This is a genomic window from Lentimicrobiaceae bacterium, from assembly GCA_020636745.1.
GTDB lineage: Bacteria > Bacteroidota > Bacteroidia > Bacteroidales > Lentimicrobiaceae > Lentimicrobium.
The window spans coordinates 214,265-232,402 of record JACJXH010000006.1 but is presented as its reverse complement, the minus strand read 5'-3'; the positions used below and the strand labels follow the sequence as shown (position 1 = coordinate 232,402).

Here is an 18,138-nt window from a genome sequence, read left to right as displayed (position 1 = left end):
ATTTATTTATCCCCATATTTACTTTCAAACACCTACAGCTTTACGTCTGATTTACAATAATATACAATTAATGCAATTGAAATAAAAATTCATTTACTCAACTCCAAACAAATGAGAAAGTAAAAATAATCAACAAAACTATGGCTTAAAAGTTATCATTTGAAATACACTAAGTCAATAAAAAACTTTTTATTGTATATTTGCTTCAGCAAAAATACTTGCCCTGATAAATTACAAAATTGAGAAAAATAATAATCCTGTTACATGAAGGATAATAATCTGAACACACTGAACTTTCATGTTTCGGTAGACTGTGTAATTTTTGGTTTCGACTTCGGAAAACTCAATGTTTTGCTGTTGGAGCGAAATTTCAGCTGGGACAATAAGGAATATAACGATCTGAAACTACCGGGGGATCTGGTTCGTAAAGATGAAGACCTTGACACTGCTGCATCACGTGTACTAAAGGAACTTACTGGACTTGAAAACATCTATCTTAAACAATTTGCAGCCATAGGAACCCCTGACAGATTGTGCCGGCAGCCCAGGGACATGGAGTGGCTGCGCTCAATCGGTCATCCGGAAGAGGTTGTGGTAACTGTTGCCTACTATTCTCTCATCAATATTGACCAGGATAAGATTGACAAATTCGGGCTGCATGCCAATACCCGCTGGTATCCGGTTGCAGATATCACTGAACTTGCATTTGACCACATGGAAATTTTGCAGGACGCACTGATTATGCTGCGCTCTGAGTTACGCTCCAACCCTATCGGATTCGAGCTCCTTCCTCCAAAATTCACCCTCAGCCAGCTCCAAAAACTGTACGAAGTTATTTTGGGTACTACCCTGGATAAGAGAAATTTCAGAAAGAAAGTTTCCAATATGCCTTACGTAGTGCCCATCAATGAAAAAGAAAAAGGCGTTTCGCACAAGCCTGCCCGGTATTTCATATTCAGTAAAAAGGTTTATGAAAAAACCAGGAAGAATTCCTTTGATTTTTCCGTTTAATGCAGGCAATGACAGCACCGGCTATACAGGAAATTACAAAATAAATACCCAGGATTACATTAACACCCGCTCAAGGCTATGCAGAACATTGAACCTTTTTATGGCTGGCAACATCTGTATTCCGCCGAAAACGACAGTAAATCACCCTTTTATAAAAAATCATACAGCGAAACAGAGTGTATCCATTCCGTTTATAATTACTTCATTCACCCGTTATGGGACGAGTTTGGTTCAGCCACACTATACCTGAAAATCCTTTATGCAGACTACCGGCAAGGATATTGTATCATTGAGTTGCTGGGCGAATGGAATGATTTACTGTACAATGACATCATGTTTCTCAAGCGAAATGTTGCTGAAATACTAATGGATGCAGGCATCAGCAAGTTTATTCTGATTGGTGAAAATGTCCTTAATTTTCATGCTGATGACGATTCATATTATCAGGAATGGTTTGACGAAATTGAAGACGGGTGGATAGCCTGTGTTAACTTCAGAGACCATTTACTGGATGAAATTCAGCATGGCAGGCTAGACTATTACCTGGCAACTGGAGGCCAGTTGAGCACTGTTAACTGGCGTACAATGAGCCCTGCCCTGCTCTTTCAGTTTATAGAAAAGCTCATGACCAAACGCCTGAATGCATAAAACCATCCATGAATAAAAAAAATCTCACCATCAGGGTGTACGGACGTGTACAAGGAGTTGGATTCAGATATTTTACTCAAAAAGCCGCCCGGAGTTGCGGCATATATGGTTTTGTAAAAAATGAATCTGACGGCTCTGTTTTCATTGAAGCTGAGGGAGCGCATGAGCAGCTAATTACATTTCAGGAGTTGTGCAAACAAGGCCCGGCCAGAGCTGCAGTAAGTCACATCAAAGTCATCGAAGGACCTGTCATGAACTACCATTCTTTCAGCATCAGGTAACTGCCTGTTGATAATTCGCCGGTTAAACCAACTGCTTACAATCAAGATCAGCAGCAAACGCATCTTTTCTGCCATCTGCAAAAACTAAATAGCCGTTGCCCTGAGCATTTCACGTTTCCCTGGAGGGCCAGGCAATCGTTCAACCCGAAAACCCGATTGCTGCATAAACCGTCTGACAGCCCCTTTTGCACAATAAGTTACCAGTACTCCACCTGTTTGCATACTGTTTCTAACCTTTTCAAAAACAGAAAGCTGCCATAAATCAGGCGCCGACTCAGGAGAAAAGGCATCGAAATAAACCAGATTATAAAAATCAGGTGCTAAATCAGCTTGCTGTAGTTCATGATTTATCTTTAGCAAATAAAAATCCTGACCAAGAGCCACTTTCAAACCAGCAGCAACAGAATGCATGTGATGAAATTGCGCAGTAAAAATTGAGAACTCAGGATTATCACAATAATTAAGATTTTGGCAGAGCTCAATTGCAACAGGAAATGGCTCTATACCATGATACTCAACCGGAAGTTTAAGTTCTGATGCCCGCCTGAGCGTAAGCAGGCAGTTAAGACCAGTGCCAAAGCCTATTTCAAGCAAACGGATTTGGTGATTAAAACGGGCTGCCATTTCAAAACCGGTTTGCAAAAATACATGTTCAGACTCCTGTTTCGCTCCATGAATTGAATGGTAATGCTCGCCTGATTCAGGACTAAAAAGCGTGTGTGAACCATCCTCGGTAACTTCAAGTCTTATTTGCTGCACAACAATTTCTATTTGTTAAACTTCAAAAACAAATCTCTTATACTCCCAGGCAGTTCGAACGATTGCGAAGGAACAGAAGAAGGAAGCCGGTAAATTTCAATTTGGTTCCCTTTTCCCACATAAAGACTATTGGTAAGAAAGTCGTCGGTAATATGTATTTCGCCCTCAAATGACAGATATTTCACCAGACTATTATTACCGGGTCGATACCAATAAACTCCATCCTGAAAAACCAAAAAGGCATTTTCTGTTCCTGACATGGAAACAGCTGAAATCTTGCCAAAATTAAGGTCTTTTAGTTTAACAAGGCTATTGGTGGCAACATTGTACTCAAAAATGGCAGAGCTATTGCTGTAATTGATAAAAATGAGCACTTTTTCGTCAGTCTGGGTCAAAATCCTGGCTACATCACCTTGAAAATCTACGCGCTGAAACAGCGTTCCGCCGGGATAATTAAACACCATCAATGTATTAAACAAGCCATTAAAAGGTTCAAAAACGGCCAAAAATCTGGAATCCACCCTGGTCATTTCAGTAAAGTATCCATTATTGTATAGCTGACTTTTAAAAATAGTAAGACCAGCCGTATTATAACCGGTAATAAAAGCTTCGGGCGAAGCAACAAACACCTCCTCATCAGCATAAAATCCAGTAAAAAGCGGAAAAGGAGGACTGAAAGGAGGAGCAACAAACCAGAGTGAGGCATTATCGGCAAGCCTCCAGGCCTGAAGATTACCGGTCAAATTTCCGCAAGTGTAAAATACATTGGCAGCACTTTGCACAGAGGCGCCCAGATAATCGCCGGCAAGACTGATTTTTTTCTCAGCTGTACCATCTAAAGGCCAATTATAAACGGCATACGTTCCATCAGGTTCAGTGCAGACAGCCAACACCGACTCCAGGGTTTTCTCAACAACAGAAATATAAATGCCGGCATAAGCTGTGAAACTTTCAGTTCCGGCATAAGCCCTGACCTGAACATAATACTGGCCACTCTCCAGGCTGGTATTATCGACAACCATCTCTGTTTCAAATTCAAAAAAACTTCCGGTAGCTTGTAAATTCTGAACAGGCAAAACAGAAACAAACTTATCATTAACCACAGCAATACGCACATAATCAATACTTTGATTACCCGAAACTGCAGCACTCACACGTATCGTATCAGCCTCATTATAAAGCTGATTTGCAGAAGGCTGCAAAATACTAACTTGCAACACGCCCGCAGAACTTTCATCCCTGGTACATTGTGCAAATAAAAGCGGCACCAAAATCAGCGACAAAAATCTGACAACAAACAAAGCTTTTTGTGGCATGAATGTTCTTATTTAACGAATTTGAAGGTTACAAATGTCAGATAATAAACAATTGAACTGATGAAAAAATTGCAGATTCAGCAGGATTGGAATATCTTTATCAAAAAAATATCAATATATGCTGGAGCAGATAAAAAATGAGAATGTATTATTTCTGGATATAGAAACCGTATCACAATATCCTGAATATAACGAAATGCCTGACAGATTTAAAAAACTGTGGGACCATAAAGCTGCCAAAATTGCGCAAAAAGAAACCGACACACCTGCTGAGGTTTATGAAAAAGCAGGAATTTATGCTGAGTTCGGAAAAATCATTTGCATATCGGTTGGCTATCTTAACGGGGAACAAATACGGATAAAATCATTTTTCAGTGAAAATGAGGCAGAATTACTTTCAGCATTTGCCGGACTGCTAAACGCCCGTTACTACAAACCCGAATTTCAGCTTTGCGCACACAACGGCAAAGAGTTCGACTTTCCATATATTGCCCGGCGAATGCTTATCAATGGTATTAAAATTCCGGTTATTCTGGATACTGCCGGACGTAAACCATGGGAAGTACAGCATCTTGACACAATGGAACTATGGAAATTCGGCGATTATAAAAACTACACTTCACTGGCTCTGCTTACCGCTGTTTTTGATATTCCCACGCCCAAAGATGATATTGACGGCAGTCAGGTCGGCCATGTTTTCTGGAAAGAAAACAACCTTGAAAGAATAGTTGAATATTGTCAAAAAGATGTAATCGCTATCATTCAGCTTTTTCTCAGGTACAAGGGTCAGGCTTTAATTTCTGACCACAATATCATTATTGCCTGAAATTCTTTTGTTAAATATTATTAATTCTCCGACACGGAGTTTTGATTCCAGCGTCGAATTTATACTTTTGCCTGTTATAAAAAAAAACTTAGATGAAAACCCAAATCAGCACCTTACTTTTAGCTTTTGCTTTTATTGTTACCGGATTTAATGTTCAGGCTCAAAAAAGCAAAAAACAGAAAAACGATCAGGCTAAACCCTGCGAACAAACCCAGGCTCTTATTTTAAAAACCAAACAGGATACTATCAGCTACCTTATTGGAAGAGATATCGGAAGCAATATGCGGACCAATGAAATAGCCGTAACTCCTGAAGTTATGCTTGCCGGATTGAAAGACGGACTGAACAGCATTGACAGTGTATTCAGCCCCGAAGTAACCGAACAGATTATGGTTCAGTTTCAACAGGAGATGATGCAACGCAATCAGCAAAAAACAGCTGCTGCTTCTGCAGAAGTAAAAGCCGAAGGCCTTGCTTTTCTTGCTGAAAACAAACTAAAAGAAGGGGTTATTGAATTGCCAAGCGGGCTTCAGTATAAAGTGATAAAGGAAGGTGAAGGGGAAAACCCCACAGCTGAAGATGTGGTTGAAGTACACTATACTGGCAAGCTGCTCGACGGCACTGTATTCGATTCATCTGTTGAGCGCGGTGAAACTATAAAATTCCCGTTAAATGGTGTTATTCCAGGCTGGACAGAAGGCGTTCAGCTAATGAAACCCGGAGCAAAATACGAATTTTACATTCCTTCGCAGCTGGCATATGGAGACAAAGGCGCCGGCCCTATACCCGGAGGAGCCACATTAATTTTCGAAGTCGAGCTTATTTCAATTGAGAAAAAATAATGATTCTATCGCAATAAACTGCCAGGATCATTTATAAAATCAATAAAAAGAGGCCATCCATTGGATGAGTCTCTTTTTTTTAACCATACCAGAAAGCAAATAAATAGTTTTTCGTCAAAAGCCACATTTAGACGGCATTGACTATGAAACATCAACCTTTTTCAGACAATGAGAAATAAATTAGGTAATAAACAGATAAATAACACCTGATGAGTCTATGCATGCAATTAAAGCCGGCAGGAAAAGTATAAACTATTCAGCTTCGAAAATTTCTTCCAGCTTGCTTTCAAGCGCTTTTCCGCGAAGTTTTCGGGCAATAATTCTGCCTTCACGATCAAGAAGCACAGTGTGAGGGATTGATTTAACGCCATATGCAGCCGCTCCGGCACTTTGCCAGTATTTCAAGTCGCTAACATGTGTCCAAACAAGCCCATCCTTGGCAATTGCATTTGTCCATGACAAGGAATCCCTGTCGAGGGAAACCCCAAAAATTTCAAATCCCCTGTCATGAAAACGCTGGTAAAGTTTTACAACCTCAGGATTATCCTTCCGGCATGGGCCACACCATGAAGCCCAAAAATCAATCAACACAATATGGCCTTGCAACGAAGCTAGGGAAATCATCTTGCCATCCGGGCCGGGCAATGAAATGTCAGGTGCTTTCATTCCGGGGCGGAGTTGTTTTTCAATATCCATTCTTTTTTTCAAATCAGAAATAAGTTTAAAGTCAGGATAAAGTTTAAAGAGCTCGTCGGAAACTTTTTTGTAAACATCAAAATCAGCAACCACATCAAGTTTGTCAATAAAAAACAAAGAGGCTGGAGACGAAGCATTTGCCCAAAGATCGCTTTTTAATTGTTGCACCTGCTGTTCAACAACCCGTGCGTAAGCATCTTCAATTTCCGGCAACAGATAGCGCGTTTCATCCTTCATCTGGGCTTCAGCAAATGCACTGTTAAGGCTGTCGAGTAATTTTTCATTCCTTGCAGTGTGCATGGCAATCTCATAGAGCAATCTGGTATCGGCCGAACCCGATATTTCGGGCATTTGGTTCAGCTTTTCACTATTCAGTGTGAGGTTAATTTCATTCCCAGCTGAAGCAAGAATCATCAAATAGTTTTCAGGTGAAGCATACAGCTTTTCAATCACTAAATCAGCAGAAGGCAGCTCAACACTGAAATACCCGTTTTCATCAGTCACAAATGAACGCACTTGGGAAGTAACTTCAAGCGGGTTTACCATAAAAAGCTGCACTCCGGCAATTTGTTTTCCGGTTAACCGGCCTGAAACCATAATTTTATCCTGGCTGTATGATGCAGATCCCAACAGACCAGAGAAGATAAATATTAAAAACAAGACAAATACTTTTTTCATGCTTCAAGATTTAATGAACCATCAAAATTATAAAAAACCAAAAGTCCTATGGCAAATAAAAATAATCTAAAAGCCGGATAATGGGCAGCGCAAATTAATATTTTCTTTTCCAGTCAATTATATGGAGACGATAGATTGTTCATAACTTTAATCCCTGAGCAAATGTTGTAACAAGCAGTGGATTATCTATTTTTGAACTATGGAAGAGAATAAATTTACAAGCAACGATAACAAGAAAAAAAGGAGCAATCGCTTGCAACCCCTGAGTGAAGTATTTGAGCACGGTAAGATTCCACCACAGGCAGTTGACCTTGAAGAGGCTGTTCTTGGTGCTATTATGCTCGAGAAAGACGCTCTTGCTTCAATTATTGATTTAATCAGACCTGATGCATTTTACAAAGAATCGCATCAGATCATATTTCAAGCCATCAGCAGGTTATTTGCCAAAACTGAACCGGTTGATATTCTCACAGTAACCAATGAACTTAAATTCACCGGCGAGCTTGAAATTGCCGGAGGGCCTTTTTATATTGCCCAACTTACCAACAGGGTAGCCTCATCAGCTAACACTGAGTTTCATGCCCGCATTATCCTGCAGAAATTTATTCAGCGCGAGCTTATTCGTATCTCATCAGAAATAATCCGCGATGCTTACGAAGACACAACAGATGTGTTTGCCTTACTCGACAAGGCCGAAAATCAGCTTTTCAGCGTAGGTGAAAACAATATGCGCAGAAATTATCTGGATATGCACAGCCTTGTGCGCGATGCCGTAAAGCAAATTGAAACAGCCCGAAATCAAACAGGGCAGTTTAGCGGAGTTGCATCTGGTTTTACAGAGCTCGACAGGGTTACAGCAGGTTGGCAACCTTCTGATTTGATTATTATTGCAGCCCGTCCAGGTATGGGAAAAACCGCCTTTGTACTCACAATCGCCCGAAATGCGGCAGTTGATTTTCACAAACCGGTGGCTGTTTTCTCACTTGAAATGTCATCTGTTCAGTTGGTTACCAGGCTTATTTCCGCTGAAGCCCAGCTACCCGGAGATAAATTACGAAAAGGAAACCTTGAGAATTATGAATGGGAGCAATTAAATTCAAAACTCAACAGCCTGATAGACGCTCCGCTTTATATTGATGACACACCTTCACTCTCCGTATTTGAACTCAGGGCCAAATGCAGAAGATTAAAAGCCCAGCACGACATTCAAATGGTAATCATTGATTATATCCAATTAATGTCAGCCGGGATTGACAGAGGCAGCGGGAATCGCGAACAGGAAATCAGTACAATTTCGCGCTCCTTGAAGAGTTTGGCCAAAGAACTTAACATACCGGTAATTGCACTTTCGCAGCTCAACAGGTCGGTTGAAACCCGTCCCAATAAAAAGCCACTCTTGTCCGACCTGAGGGAATCAGGTGCGATTGAGCAGGATGCCGACATGGTGCTCTTTATATACCGGCCCGAGTATTACAACCAAAACCAGGACGAAAGCGGCGCCAGTCTTGTTGGCCATGCCGAACTAAGTATAGCCAAACACCGTAACGGAGCCCTGAAAGATGTAGCAGTGAGATTTATCAGCAAATATGCCAAATTTGCTGATTTGGAACCTAACGAATATTCAGGCGAAGGCCAGCTTATGCCAAGCAACGGATTTGAGCAGGGCTTTAATTCTTACACCAGGCCTTCCAAAATGAATGAAATGGAAGAAGACCACGAAACACCATTTTAATATTTCACACAAAACATTCAACAATACTCCATCATATAAAACAATCAAACCCGAATAACAAAATACCGGGTTTACCGTTAATGGATGAATACCTTCGGTAGTATGAAAAAAATAACTATCATTTTCATCGCACTCTTTTTATTGACCTTCAGGTTACAGGCTGCTTATATCCTGATACCTATGGATAAAGCCCAGAAGAACCACCTGAAAGCTTATGGCATAGCTTACTGGACATTACAACAACAGGTAGAGGTTAGCTGGCTGCTTAATTACCGGGGTGGAAGTTTTATGTTTAAACATCACCCTCAGCTTGAAGGTGAATGCGTGGTAAGAGGCGTTTCATTTCAGGTAATTGCTGATGTACAGGCTAATGCCATTTTACAGGAAATCAGCGACCCCCAGGTAAATATGGACGAAATGCGGCTGCAAAAAGCACCGAAAATTGCCGTGTACTCACCTAAGAATAAACTCCCCTGGGACGATGCAGTTACACTCGCCCTAACTTACGCTGAAATTCCTTATGATATTGTTTACGATGAGGAAGTTATTGGAGGAGCCTTGCCTTTGTATGACTGGCTCCACCTGCACCATGAAGATTTTACAGGTCAATACGGAAAATTCTGGGCTGCCTACCGGAACGCCCCATGGTATAAAGATGATGTAGCTTCTTCAGAAAACAGTGCCCGCAAACTGGGATTTGCAAAAGTTTCGCAACTTAAACTGGCTGTAGCACAAAAGATTAGAGAGTTTACCGCTGGCGGTGGATATTTATTTGCCATGTGTTCAGCCCCTGACAGTTATGATATTGCCCTTGCGGCTGAATCTGTTGATATATGCGATGTTATGTTTGACGGTGATGCAGCCGACCCTCATGCCAATGAGCACCTCAATTATAACAACTGTTTTGCATTTACCGACTTTACGGTTGTAACAAACCCTTATGAATATGAGGTTTCAAATATTGATGTTACAACTACCCGAAAAATCACCATGGCGAATGATTTTTTCACATTATTTGACTTTTCGGCAAAATGGGATCCGGTTCCTGCCATGCTTACGCAGAATCACGAACAGGTAATTAAAGGTTTTATGGGACAAACTACTGCCTTTAACAAAAAATATGTAAAGCCTGAGGTATTAATAATGGGCGAAAATAAAGCCGCTGGTGAAGTCAGGTATATCCATGGAAATTATGGCAAAGGCACCTGGACATTCTATGGTGGCCATGATCCTGAAGACTATCAGCATCTTGTCGGAGACCCGCCGACCGACTTAAATCTCTATCCTAACTCACCGGGATACAGACTTATTCTTAATAACGTTCTTTTCCCTGCGGCTAAAAAGAAAAAACAAAAGACCTGATTTTGACCACCATTTTAAAATTGGGTTTTCATAATACCAATCAGGCTTTCGATAATCCCAAATACAGTTCAGCTATACAACTGAACATGAGTACTTTGCACAGTAAGTCAGTTATAACAGGCTATATGGCCATTTTAAAAAATAAGGGCTAAGATTGTCTGCGCTCCAGGGTTACATATGAATAATCGAATCCAAGGCTATCTTTAGCCGAAATATCCTCACGCTCAACTTCATTCCACTGCGAATAATCAATCTCATCATAAAAAGTATCAGCTTCAAACTCATGATGAACAATAGTGAGATACAACTTATGAGCTAAAGGCATAAATTGCTTGTAAACCATGCCCCCTCCAATAATAAAATTCTCACGGTTTTCTTCCATTTTATCAATGGCATCCTGAATCGAGTATGCCATTTCGCAACCTTCAATAACCTCATCAGCAATATCAGTAATAACCACGCTGCGGCGATTGGGCAAAGGGCGCAAAGGCAATGATTCAAATGTACGTTTACCCATTACAATAGTATGACCTGTTGTCAACGCTTTGAATCTTTTCAAATCCTGGGGAATATGCCAAAGTAACTGATTATCTTTTCCAATAGCATAGTTTTTTGCAATCGCGACTATAATTGAGATGGGTTTCATGTTTATTTCTCTGTTTAAAAATAATTATACAGCAACCGGTGCCTTTATGTGTGGGTGAGGCTCATATCCTTCAAGTTTAAAGTCTTCAAATGTAAAATTGAAGATATTGTCCACTTCAGGGTTTATTTTCATTTCAGGCAACGATTTAAAATCACGGCTTAACTGAAGATTTACCTGTTCAAGATGATTCAAGTAAATATGAGCATCACCAAACGTATGAATGAATTCGCCGGGCTTCAAACCGGTAACCTGAGCCATCATCATGGTAAGCAAAGCATAAGATGCTATATTGAAGGGAACTCCCAGAAAAATGTCAGCACTCCGTTGATATAACTGACAGGAGAGTCTGCCATTGGCCACGTAAAACTGGAACAACACATGGCAAGGAGGAAGGGCCATTTTATCGACATCGCCGGGGTTCCACGCGCTTACCAACAGCCGGCGTGAGTCAGGGTTGGTTTTAATCATGCTAACTACCTGACTTATCTGATCAATCGTCCGGCCATCGGCAGCTCCCCATGAACGCCATTGATGCCCGTAAACAGGCCCGAGATTTCCTTCAGCATCGGCCCATTCATCCCAAATGCTCACTTTGTTATCATGGAGATATTGAATATTGGTTTCTCCCTTCAAAAACCAAAGCAACTCATAAATAATGGACCGAAGATGCAACTTTTTGGTAGTCAATACAGGAAAACCTTCTTCAAGGTTAAATCTCATCTGATACCCAAATACACTGATTGTACCTGTGCCAGTGCGATCGTCTTTTCTGACTCCGTTTTCCAGCACATGCTTTAAAAGGTCGTGGTATTGCTTCATGCGATGTTTTTAGAACACAAAAATAATTTATTAATCCGCTTCAGCTAAACAATCACCCCATCATTTAACATCCTTTCTTAAAAAAACACAATGTTAACCCGTCATATGTTTGACAGTGAATACATTAAACAAAAGCCCTGTTTTTGCCGGATACCGAATCAATTTCTTTCTTTAAAATGCAGGGAATCGCCCCATTCGTCAAAGCCAATTTTATTGCCCGACATATGAATTCTGGCTTCAAGACAGTTCTTGCAATCAGAAGCTTCTTCATCAGTACAGGGCTTATTTTCATAGAGTTTATAATCGTTTCGATAAACGCCCGGTGTAATATTAGGCATAATAATATTAGCTCCAATTTTCAGTGCTTTTTCTCTGCCTATGGGATCAATAGCCTGAAGGGCAGTAGCAGAAGCGATATTGATATTTTTCATCATCAAGCGCAAAATGGCAATCATTTTAAGCGCCAGATTAAATCGCTCATCAAGTGGTAAAAGCTGATGACGAAACTCCCATAAAGGAGTATCGGCATGTTCAATGTAAGGGCCCATCCCACACATGTCGATATCAAGTTCCTTCATAAATAAAAGGTCTTTAGCCAAATGATCCGATGTCTGAAATGGGAGGCCAATCATCACACCAGTGCCAACCTGATACCCCGCACTTCTTAAATCGTAAAGCGCCTGCAACCTGCGCTCAAAATTGTGGGTTTTATCCTGTGGATGAATTTTATAGTACAATTCCCTGTCAGATGATTCAATACGAAGAAGATAACGATGCGCTCCAGCATCAAACCACCGCTTATAAACATCAGGTGATTGTTCACCAACTGAAAGTGTGATTCCAAGCTTTCCGCCCGAAAGTTGTTTGATATTTTTCAGCAACCGCTCCATTCGTGATGTAAATGCTTCACTCTCAAGTTCGCCACCCTGCAACACAATAGAGCCGTAGTTACTTTCAAAAGCAAATTTTGCTGCATTCAGGATTTCATCATCAGTAAGATTATACCGGTGAGCATTTTTATTCCCTTTCCGGATTCCACAATACAAACAGTTTTTCCCGCAAATATTGGAAAATTCAATCAGCCCCCTGAAATACACTATATTTCCAACGTATTGTTCCTTAACAGCAGCAGAACGTGCAAAAAGCTTATTGCGCCCTTCGGCATCAGATTGAAGAAGCTGAACAATATCCTGATGGGTGAAAGTATCTTTTTGAAGAATTGATTCGATTGCAACCATATAACAGTTTGATAAGTAGTTGAAGCAAAATTACGTATAAATCATGTTCAGATGAGAGCTTAAACAAAACAGGCCTAACGTCTCCAGTTTGAAACTGCCAGATGCCAGGGCATACGAAAATCTTCGGATCTTAAAAGAAAATAATCCTGTATACCATTGCTGCTGTTTTGTAACTTAAAAACAAACCTCACTGAAGAAGCATTTCCCGGCTCTCCATAAGTCCATTCCTCCACTTCAGAATTTCTATATACAACATAAGGCGAGCCAAAAACAATATAAATCATCCCCCGGTCCGATTTCCAACCTTCGCGTGAAATTGTAAAGGCTCTGTTAGCCTCCTCTACCCTGCCGTAATAGCGCTTTAACTGTACTACTGAGCGCTCGGAGTCTCCAGTTACACTACGCCAGAATTCATCAATGGCAACACGGGGATTTAATTTTTGCATATTTCTAAACTCTGCATCAGAGGCTATATAGCGCAGCGATTCAACCATTACGCTTTCTTTACTGATTTTAGGAAATCCGTCATAAAAGCTGTATAGCTTAATGCCCTGAACCTGATTTTCAGAATCTAAATAGATACCTTGCTGCTGAAATGTCAAGACATCTGTATAACTCCGGTTATTATTGTTTATATTTATTTTCACAGAATCGATAGCCATTTTATTGTCGGCCAATCCAAATGCAAAAGGTGGTGATGCAGCTTTTAATTCATCGGATATCACCCGCAGAAGCTGAAAATGGTGCGTAAACCCATCGCGGTATCTCAAACGGATTAAATCAGCCCTGTTGATAAAATTGCGCATCAATGGCAGACCATTGACATCACAGATTAAGATGTCGGCGGCTGTTCCCATTTTAGCTTTTGGAAGGGTGACTAACTGATGAAAATCTCTTTTTGCGTTCAGGTCAGTAATTTGAAGATCCAGAATATAATCTTTTCCCTGCCTGGCATTCAAAGCAATAGAATCGAAGAAAACAGGCAAAACCAATAAAGAGTCAAGTCCTGAAAAAGAAGCAGAGTCAACCATAACCCCCTGCTCATATCCATCAAAAAGTTGGTAAGTCAATTTAAAGTGAACGGCCCCAGTCAAATTTTCTTTATTCAAATCCGGCATCCGTTTCAACGAAGAGAGCGGAAAACGAATATATAAATTTGAAACTGAATCATTCAGATTAAAAACCGAAAATTCAAGTCCTTTCAGCTGAGCCTCTTGCTTATAAATATCAGCCAGATTGCGGTATGCTAACTTTCCCGGGCCTTTGCAGGAGTAGAAGGACAACGCCAGCATGCAACAAACAACGGATAAATACACGACTGAATTTCTATTCATGACAGACACAAAACAGGATGAAAACTTAAAATACAGACAAATGCCGAATCAGAGAGTAAAATTAACTAAAAATGCAAACAGAGAATGAGCAAAAGACAATAATAAAGGCAGGACAATACAGGGGTTTACGGGTAGATCATTTTAAGATGAGCATTCGAAATTACTTCACCCGTAAACGACTACCCACTTTTAAAGTCTTACGCTCAGAAATGCCATTCAGACGGGTAATTTTTGAAACGGTTGTTTTATAACGCAGGGCAAGCGCATACAATGTGTCGCCGGTTTTAATGGTATGATATTTTTTTGTTGACGAGTTATCTTCTGTAACTGCCCCCTGAGAATTAACAGACTTATCAGCAGTTTTCTTTTTACTAAAAAAGTACTTGTCAACAATCAGCTTATCCTGCTTAAGTGTATAATTGTCAAAATCGATAATGCGGGCAGGATTAAAATGCTCACCCAAGAACCTTGTTTCAAAATGCAGGTGAGTTGTAGTAGCACGCCCTGTTCTGCCTCCAAGTCCGATGGGTTCACCTGCCCTGACCTCCTGATTATTCTTAACCAATATTTTCGACAAATGGCCGTAAACAGTTTCAAGCCCATTGGTATGTCTGATTACTAAAAGCTTGCCATAACCACTCATCACTCTTGCAATCCGCACTTTTCCATCAAAAGCACTTTTCACAGTATCTCCCAATTCAAGTTTAATATCCATGCCGGCATGAAAACGCCTGCCTCGCATACCGTAAGGTGAAAGTAATTTACCTTTGAACGGAAAACAAAATTGGCCTTGCTGCGGATTATTCAGAACGAGCACAACCGAGTCCTTCATTTCAGACAAGTCAACTTTCCCGGTTCTGATATAAAGCGTGTCCCAGCGGTTATTATACACAACATCGGATGGAACAAATATCATGTCAGCTGGAATGAAATTGGTTTCAGGAGCTTCGTCTTCAAAGGTCTGATCATAATCAAAATCATGCGGCCCCATTACCAAGGTATCCTCGGTATAAAAAAAAGAAGTTGTATCGATGGCAAATATCTGACTAAAAGCGCTTTTACCAGTTGCAAAGGTTAGCAAAAGTGAAAAGAAAATAGTATAGCGGAGTCGTTTACTGACAATCATTAAATGCGTATTGAAAGATTGCTGTTGATTTAAGAAAATAGAATTACAAAAATAGCTATTTCAACCATAGCTTTAAATGAGCAGCAGATGTAAACAATTTCAAATGCCGTTGTTTTGTGTTAAAATTTGTTAAGTCAACATTAAAAAGCGGGAAATCAGCAAAGACTTCCCGCTTTCTGTATCAACAATAAAATGGTTAAGGAAAAACAAGTCCCGGATAATCACCAATATTTACATGCGGAATGGCTGAGTTATACTTTGCATTGATAACATCAATAAAATAATTAGCCACAATAGCATTCCCACGTGGCGTAAGGTGAATTCCATCAAGCGAAAAAACGCCCCCGGTAACATAAGTTAATGAGAATCTGATACCATCATAAACCAAACCTGTCTTTGCATTCCTGAGGAAGGCATTTACATCAACAAAAGCCAGATTTTTAGATTCAGCCAAAGTTTTAAGTGTTTGATTGAAAGCATTTGTTGCTGTTTGAATAGCGCTCACCTCCAGTTCATCCAAGGTATATTGACCGGGTATCGGCTTTATACTTCCCCATCCCGCACAGCGGATAGAATCCTGAGGTACAGTAAGTAAAACATATTCGGTTGATTTAATCTGGCGCAGATGTGCAGGAGCCGATGGATCAGCAATGATAAATGCATTCTGACCTAATTGAAAACTGATACCCAACGCACTATAAGCCATATTGAGTGCATCAACCTGTGCCTGATCAGTTAAAACGAGTCCGTTATACGGTACTGTTGTAAAAAAAGGCGCACTGGTAATTTCTGGAATATTGGCCACAACCCCTTTGGCGCCGTTGGCTGTTAATCCGGTAATAAGACCATTTAGGGCTCCGGTAAACAAATCCTGGGAAGTAATAACATCTCCCATGCCTCCTGAAGTTGAATAACCCAAAACATCGTTATTGCCTATCCACAATGAAAAGAAAGTCGGGTCAACAGCTAAAGCATCAGCCAGAACAGAAGTTTCAGGTGAAGAAGCAAAACGGACAAAATAAGGATTGGCCGTTGGAGGTAAAGTAGCCAAGCCGGCAGGATTTCCATAACCAGGTGCCACCAGATGATATGATTTTGCCCCCGGAACGCCAAAATTATGAACAGAATAGCCCACAGGTGCAAGAGCTGCCGGAATTCCTGTAGGAGTTCCACCAGCAGAAACCGGCCCTAATGAACTAACACCCAAACAATTGGTTGAAACGCCTAAAGTCATCTTGCCGGGAAGTAATCCATCTTCATTGGTAACAACGGGCTGCACAAACTCACCACCGCCTGCAAGTTTCATTTGCTGAGCAATCAGGTTGGCATAAGAATAACTTTGTCCGGAGGTATACAGCGCTCCATTTGAATATCCGGCAGTTAGCGAATTTCCAAGGGCCACATATCTGGTAAAATCAGCGGAACCCGCCGATGGAGAAAAATCATCAATTTTTGGTTCGCATGAAACCGCGGTTACCAGCAGAAAGAGAAATGTAATATATCTATATTTCATGGTTGAGTTCTTTTACGATTAGAAACTATAAGTAAAACCAATTCCGGGTATGTAAACCCTTGATTTGAATGTACCTCCAAAGTTGTCGGGAGTATAATTCTTCTTAGCTTCCATTCCCATTATATAAAGAAATGAAAGGTCTACCGATAATTTCTCAACAGGCATAAAGGAGAGACCGGCCGTTAATCCTAAATTATTAAGGCTGGGGGTTTCAGGTGAAAAATAATCTTCGTTTACCGGTGAAGGATCGTAATATCCGCCAGCTCTTACGGTGACTTTTTCATTGATTTTATATTCACCGCCCAGCCTGACTATCAGTTTATTAGAATAAAGCCTGGGATTTTTAGAATCAGGCAAAGCAGGCGTATTGGTTTCAAAATCAAAAATTAATGAATCATAAACATTCCAGAAAACATAATTCAGGCTTAATGCCAGCATAAGTTGATCATTAACCTGGTATGAAGCGCCCAAATCAAGATTAGCCGGCAAAGGCAATGATGTAGAGAACTTGTTTTTAGCCGGGAAATTGGCAGCCAACGAAGCAGGTGTATTAAAAGTGGCATCAGCACCATCAACCTCCATATTAATCCGTGATCTGAAATCGACTCCAATACTTAGTTTATCATCAGGTTTTATCATAGCACCTAAATTGAAGCCCATTTCTGCAGTAGAACCAGTCAGTTTAACACTTCCCTCCCCACCTGCATCATACACAGGAAGAGCCTTTGCCAGCTCAAAATCGCCAGTAGCATAAATAAATCCAGCTCCTAAACTCAGCCAGTCATTCAACTTATACGAAATCGTTGGTTGAAAAAAAATAGCCTTTAATGACAAATCCTGAATCAGGAAACGACCGTCCCATTCCTTTCCCCATGAAAGACTGTTGCCGTAAGGGGTATTAACAGCCAAACCAGCGCTGAACTTATCCGTAATTTTAACTCCTCCATAAAAATAAAATGGCGTTCCTAACGGGTTGTCAGTAGTTGCAGTGTAGTCAGAAGGTGCATTTTTCTGAAAAACAGTAAAAGATCGGATAGGACTGACACCTGCCGAAAAACTGTACTTCGTATTCATAAAAGAGAGCCCTCCGGGATTATAAAACATCGAACTGGCGTCAAAACTAAGGGATGTTCCAACAAGGCCCATTCCTATCTGTTTCTGTCCGTGAAGTCCAACCTGGTAACCTCCGGCATGTGCACCACTTATTAAAGCGGCACAAAATGCTACAAGCAAGGAAATTTTTCGCATAGTTTGATTGTTTGGTTAATAATGGAACTGTTTCCAAATAACGCACAAATTTACATATTTACA

At 40.6% G+C, this 18,138-nt stretch carries 17 protein-coding genes; 7 read left to right on the top strand and 10 right to left on the bottom strand.

All coding sequences use genetic code 11. The features are described from left to right. The first annotated feature begins 264 nt into the window (after nt 1-264). The 3 genes from H6541_11000 to H6541_10990 all read left to right on the top strand — a co-directional run bounded on the left by H6541_11000 (nt 265) and on the right by H6541_10990 (nt 1,940). Nucleotides 265-1,011, top strand: coding sequence for an NUDIX hydrolase (locus tag H6541_11000; protein MCB9016313.1), 747 nt, complete (start codon nt 265-267; stop codon nt 1,009-1,011). A 78-nt stretch (nt 1,012-1,089) separates the two neighbouring features. Beyond that, nucleotides 1,090-1,659: a hypothetical protein gene (locus H6541_10995; protein MCB9016312.1), complete on the top strand. Its 570-nt coding sequence runs from the start codon at nt 1,090-1,092 to the stop codon at nt 1,657-1,659. A gap of 8 nt (nt 1,660-1,667) precedes the next feature. Next, nucleotides 1,668-1,940 carry an acylphosphatase gene (locus tag H6541_10990; protein ID MCB9016311.1) on the top strand — a complete coding sequence of 91 codons (273 nt, stop codon included), beginning with the start codon at nt 1,668-1,670 and terminating at the stop codon, nt 1,938-1,940. Between the two features lie 84 nt (nt 1,941-2,024). On the opposite strand, the gene mnmD is transcribed toward H6541_10990, so the two are convergent. After that, on the bottom strand, nt 2,025-2,699 hold the full coding sequence (mnmD, locus tag H6541_10985) for a tRNA (5-methylaminomethyl-2-thiouridine)(34)-methyltransferase MnmD (protein ID MCB9016310.1): 675 nt from the start codon (nt 2,697-2,699) through the stop codon (nt 2,025-2,027). Between the two features lie 8 nt (nt 2,700-2,707). Beyond that, nucleotides 2,708-4,015, bottom strand: a complete 1,308-nt coding sequence (locus tag H6541_10980) for a hypothetical protein (protein MCB9016309.1) — start codon at nt 4,013-4,015, stop codon at nt 2,708-2,710. Between the two features lie 118 nt (nt 4,016-4,133). Between H6541_10980 and H6541_10975 the strand changes: the two genes are divergently transcribed. Further along, on the top strand, nt 4,134-4,841 hold the full coding sequence (locus H6541_10975; GenBank protein MCB9016308.1) for a 3'-5' exonuclease: 708 nt from the start codon (nt 4,134-4,136) through the stop codon (nt 4,839-4,841). A 92-nt stretch (nt 4,842-4,933) separates the two neighbouring features. Beyond that, nucleotides 4,934-5,683 (top strand): FKBP-type peptidyl-prolyl cis-trans isomerase, encoded by a 750-nt coding sequence (locus H6541_10970; GenBank protein MCB9016307.1) that lies wholly within the window; start codon nt 4,934-4,936, stop codon nt 5,681-5,683. 252 nt (nt 5,684-5,935) lie between these two features. On the opposite strand, the gene H6541_10965 is transcribed toward H6541_10970, so the two are convergent. After that, the gene (locus H6541_10965; GenBank protein MCB9016306.1) at nt 5,936-7,057 is read right to left on the bottom strand and encodes a redoxin family protein; all 1,122 of its coding nucleotides are present in this window, start codon (nt 7,055-7,057) and stop codon (nt 5,936-5,938) included. A 199-nt stretch (nt 7,058-7,256) separates the two neighbouring features. On the opposite strand from H6541_10965, the gene dnaB reads away from it, so the two are divergent. Continuing rightward, nucleotides 7,257-8,789 (top strand): replicative DNA helicase, encoded by a 1,533-nt coding sequence (dnaB, locus tag H6541_10960; protein MCB9016305.1) that lies wholly within the window; start codon nt 7,257-7,259, stop codon nt 8,787-8,789. A 102-nt stretch (nt 8,790-8,891) separates the two neighbouring features. Then, on the top strand, nt 8,892-10,151 hold the full coding sequence (locus H6541_10955; protein ID MCB9016304.1) for an asparagine synthetase B: 1,260 nt from the start codon (nt 8,892-8,894) through the stop codon (nt 10,149-10,151). Between the two features lie 148 nt (nt 10,152-10,299). On the opposite strand, the gene H6541_10950 is transcribed toward H6541_10955, so the two are convergent. The 7 genes from H6541_10950 to H6541_10920 all read right to left on the bottom strand — a co-directional run bounded on the left by H6541_10950 (nt 10,300) and on the right by H6541_10920 (nt 18,075). Continuing rightward, nucleotides 10,300-10,797: a dihydrofolate reductase gene (locus tag H6541_10950; GenBank protein MCB9016303.1), complete on the bottom strand. Its 498-nt coding sequence runs from the start codon at nt 10,795-10,797 to the stop codon at nt 10,300-10,302. 24 nt (nt 10,798-10,821) lie between these two features. Further along, entirely contained in the window at nt 10,822-11,616 is a 795-nt protein-coding gene (locus tag H6541_10945) for a thymidylate synthase (protein ID MCB9016302.1), read from the bottom strand. A 158-nt stretch (nt 11,617-11,774) separates the two neighbouring features. Continuing rightward, nucleotides 11,775-12,854: a [FeFe] hydrogenase H-cluster radical SAM maturase HydE gene (gene hydE / locus H6541_10940; GenBank protein ID MCB9016301.1), complete on the bottom strand. Its 1,080-nt coding sequence runs from the start codon at nt 12,852-12,854 to the stop codon at nt 11,775-11,777. 74 nt (nt 12,855-12,928) lie between these two features. Next, complete coding sequence (locus tag H6541_10935) at nt 12,929-14,146, bottom strand: GWxTD domain-containing protein (protein MCB9016300.1); 1,218 nt, start codon at nt 14,144-14,146, stop codon at nt 12,929-12,931. A 202-nt stretch (nt 14,147-14,348) separates the two neighbouring features. Continuing rightward, on the bottom strand, nt 14,349-15,314 hold the full coding sequence (locus H6541_10930; protein ID MCB9016299.1) for a peptidoglycan DD-metalloendopeptidase family protein: 966 nt from the start codon (nt 15,312-15,314) through the stop codon (nt 14,349-14,351). Between the two features lie 196 nt (nt 15,315-15,510). Next, nucleotides 15,511-16,827, bottom strand: coding sequence for a hypothetical protein (locus H6541_10925; GenBank protein ID MCB9016298.1), 1,317 nt, complete (start codon nt 16,825-16,827; stop codon nt 15,511-15,513). An 18-nt stretch (nt 16,828-16,845) separates the two neighbouring features. Further along, nucleotides 16,846-18,075, bottom strand: a complete 1,230-nt coding sequence (locus tag H6541_10920; protein ID MCB9016297.1) for an outer membrane protein transport protein — start codon at nt 18,073-18,075, stop codon at nt 16,846-16,848. Nucleotides 18,076-18,138: the final 63 nt, after the last annotated feature.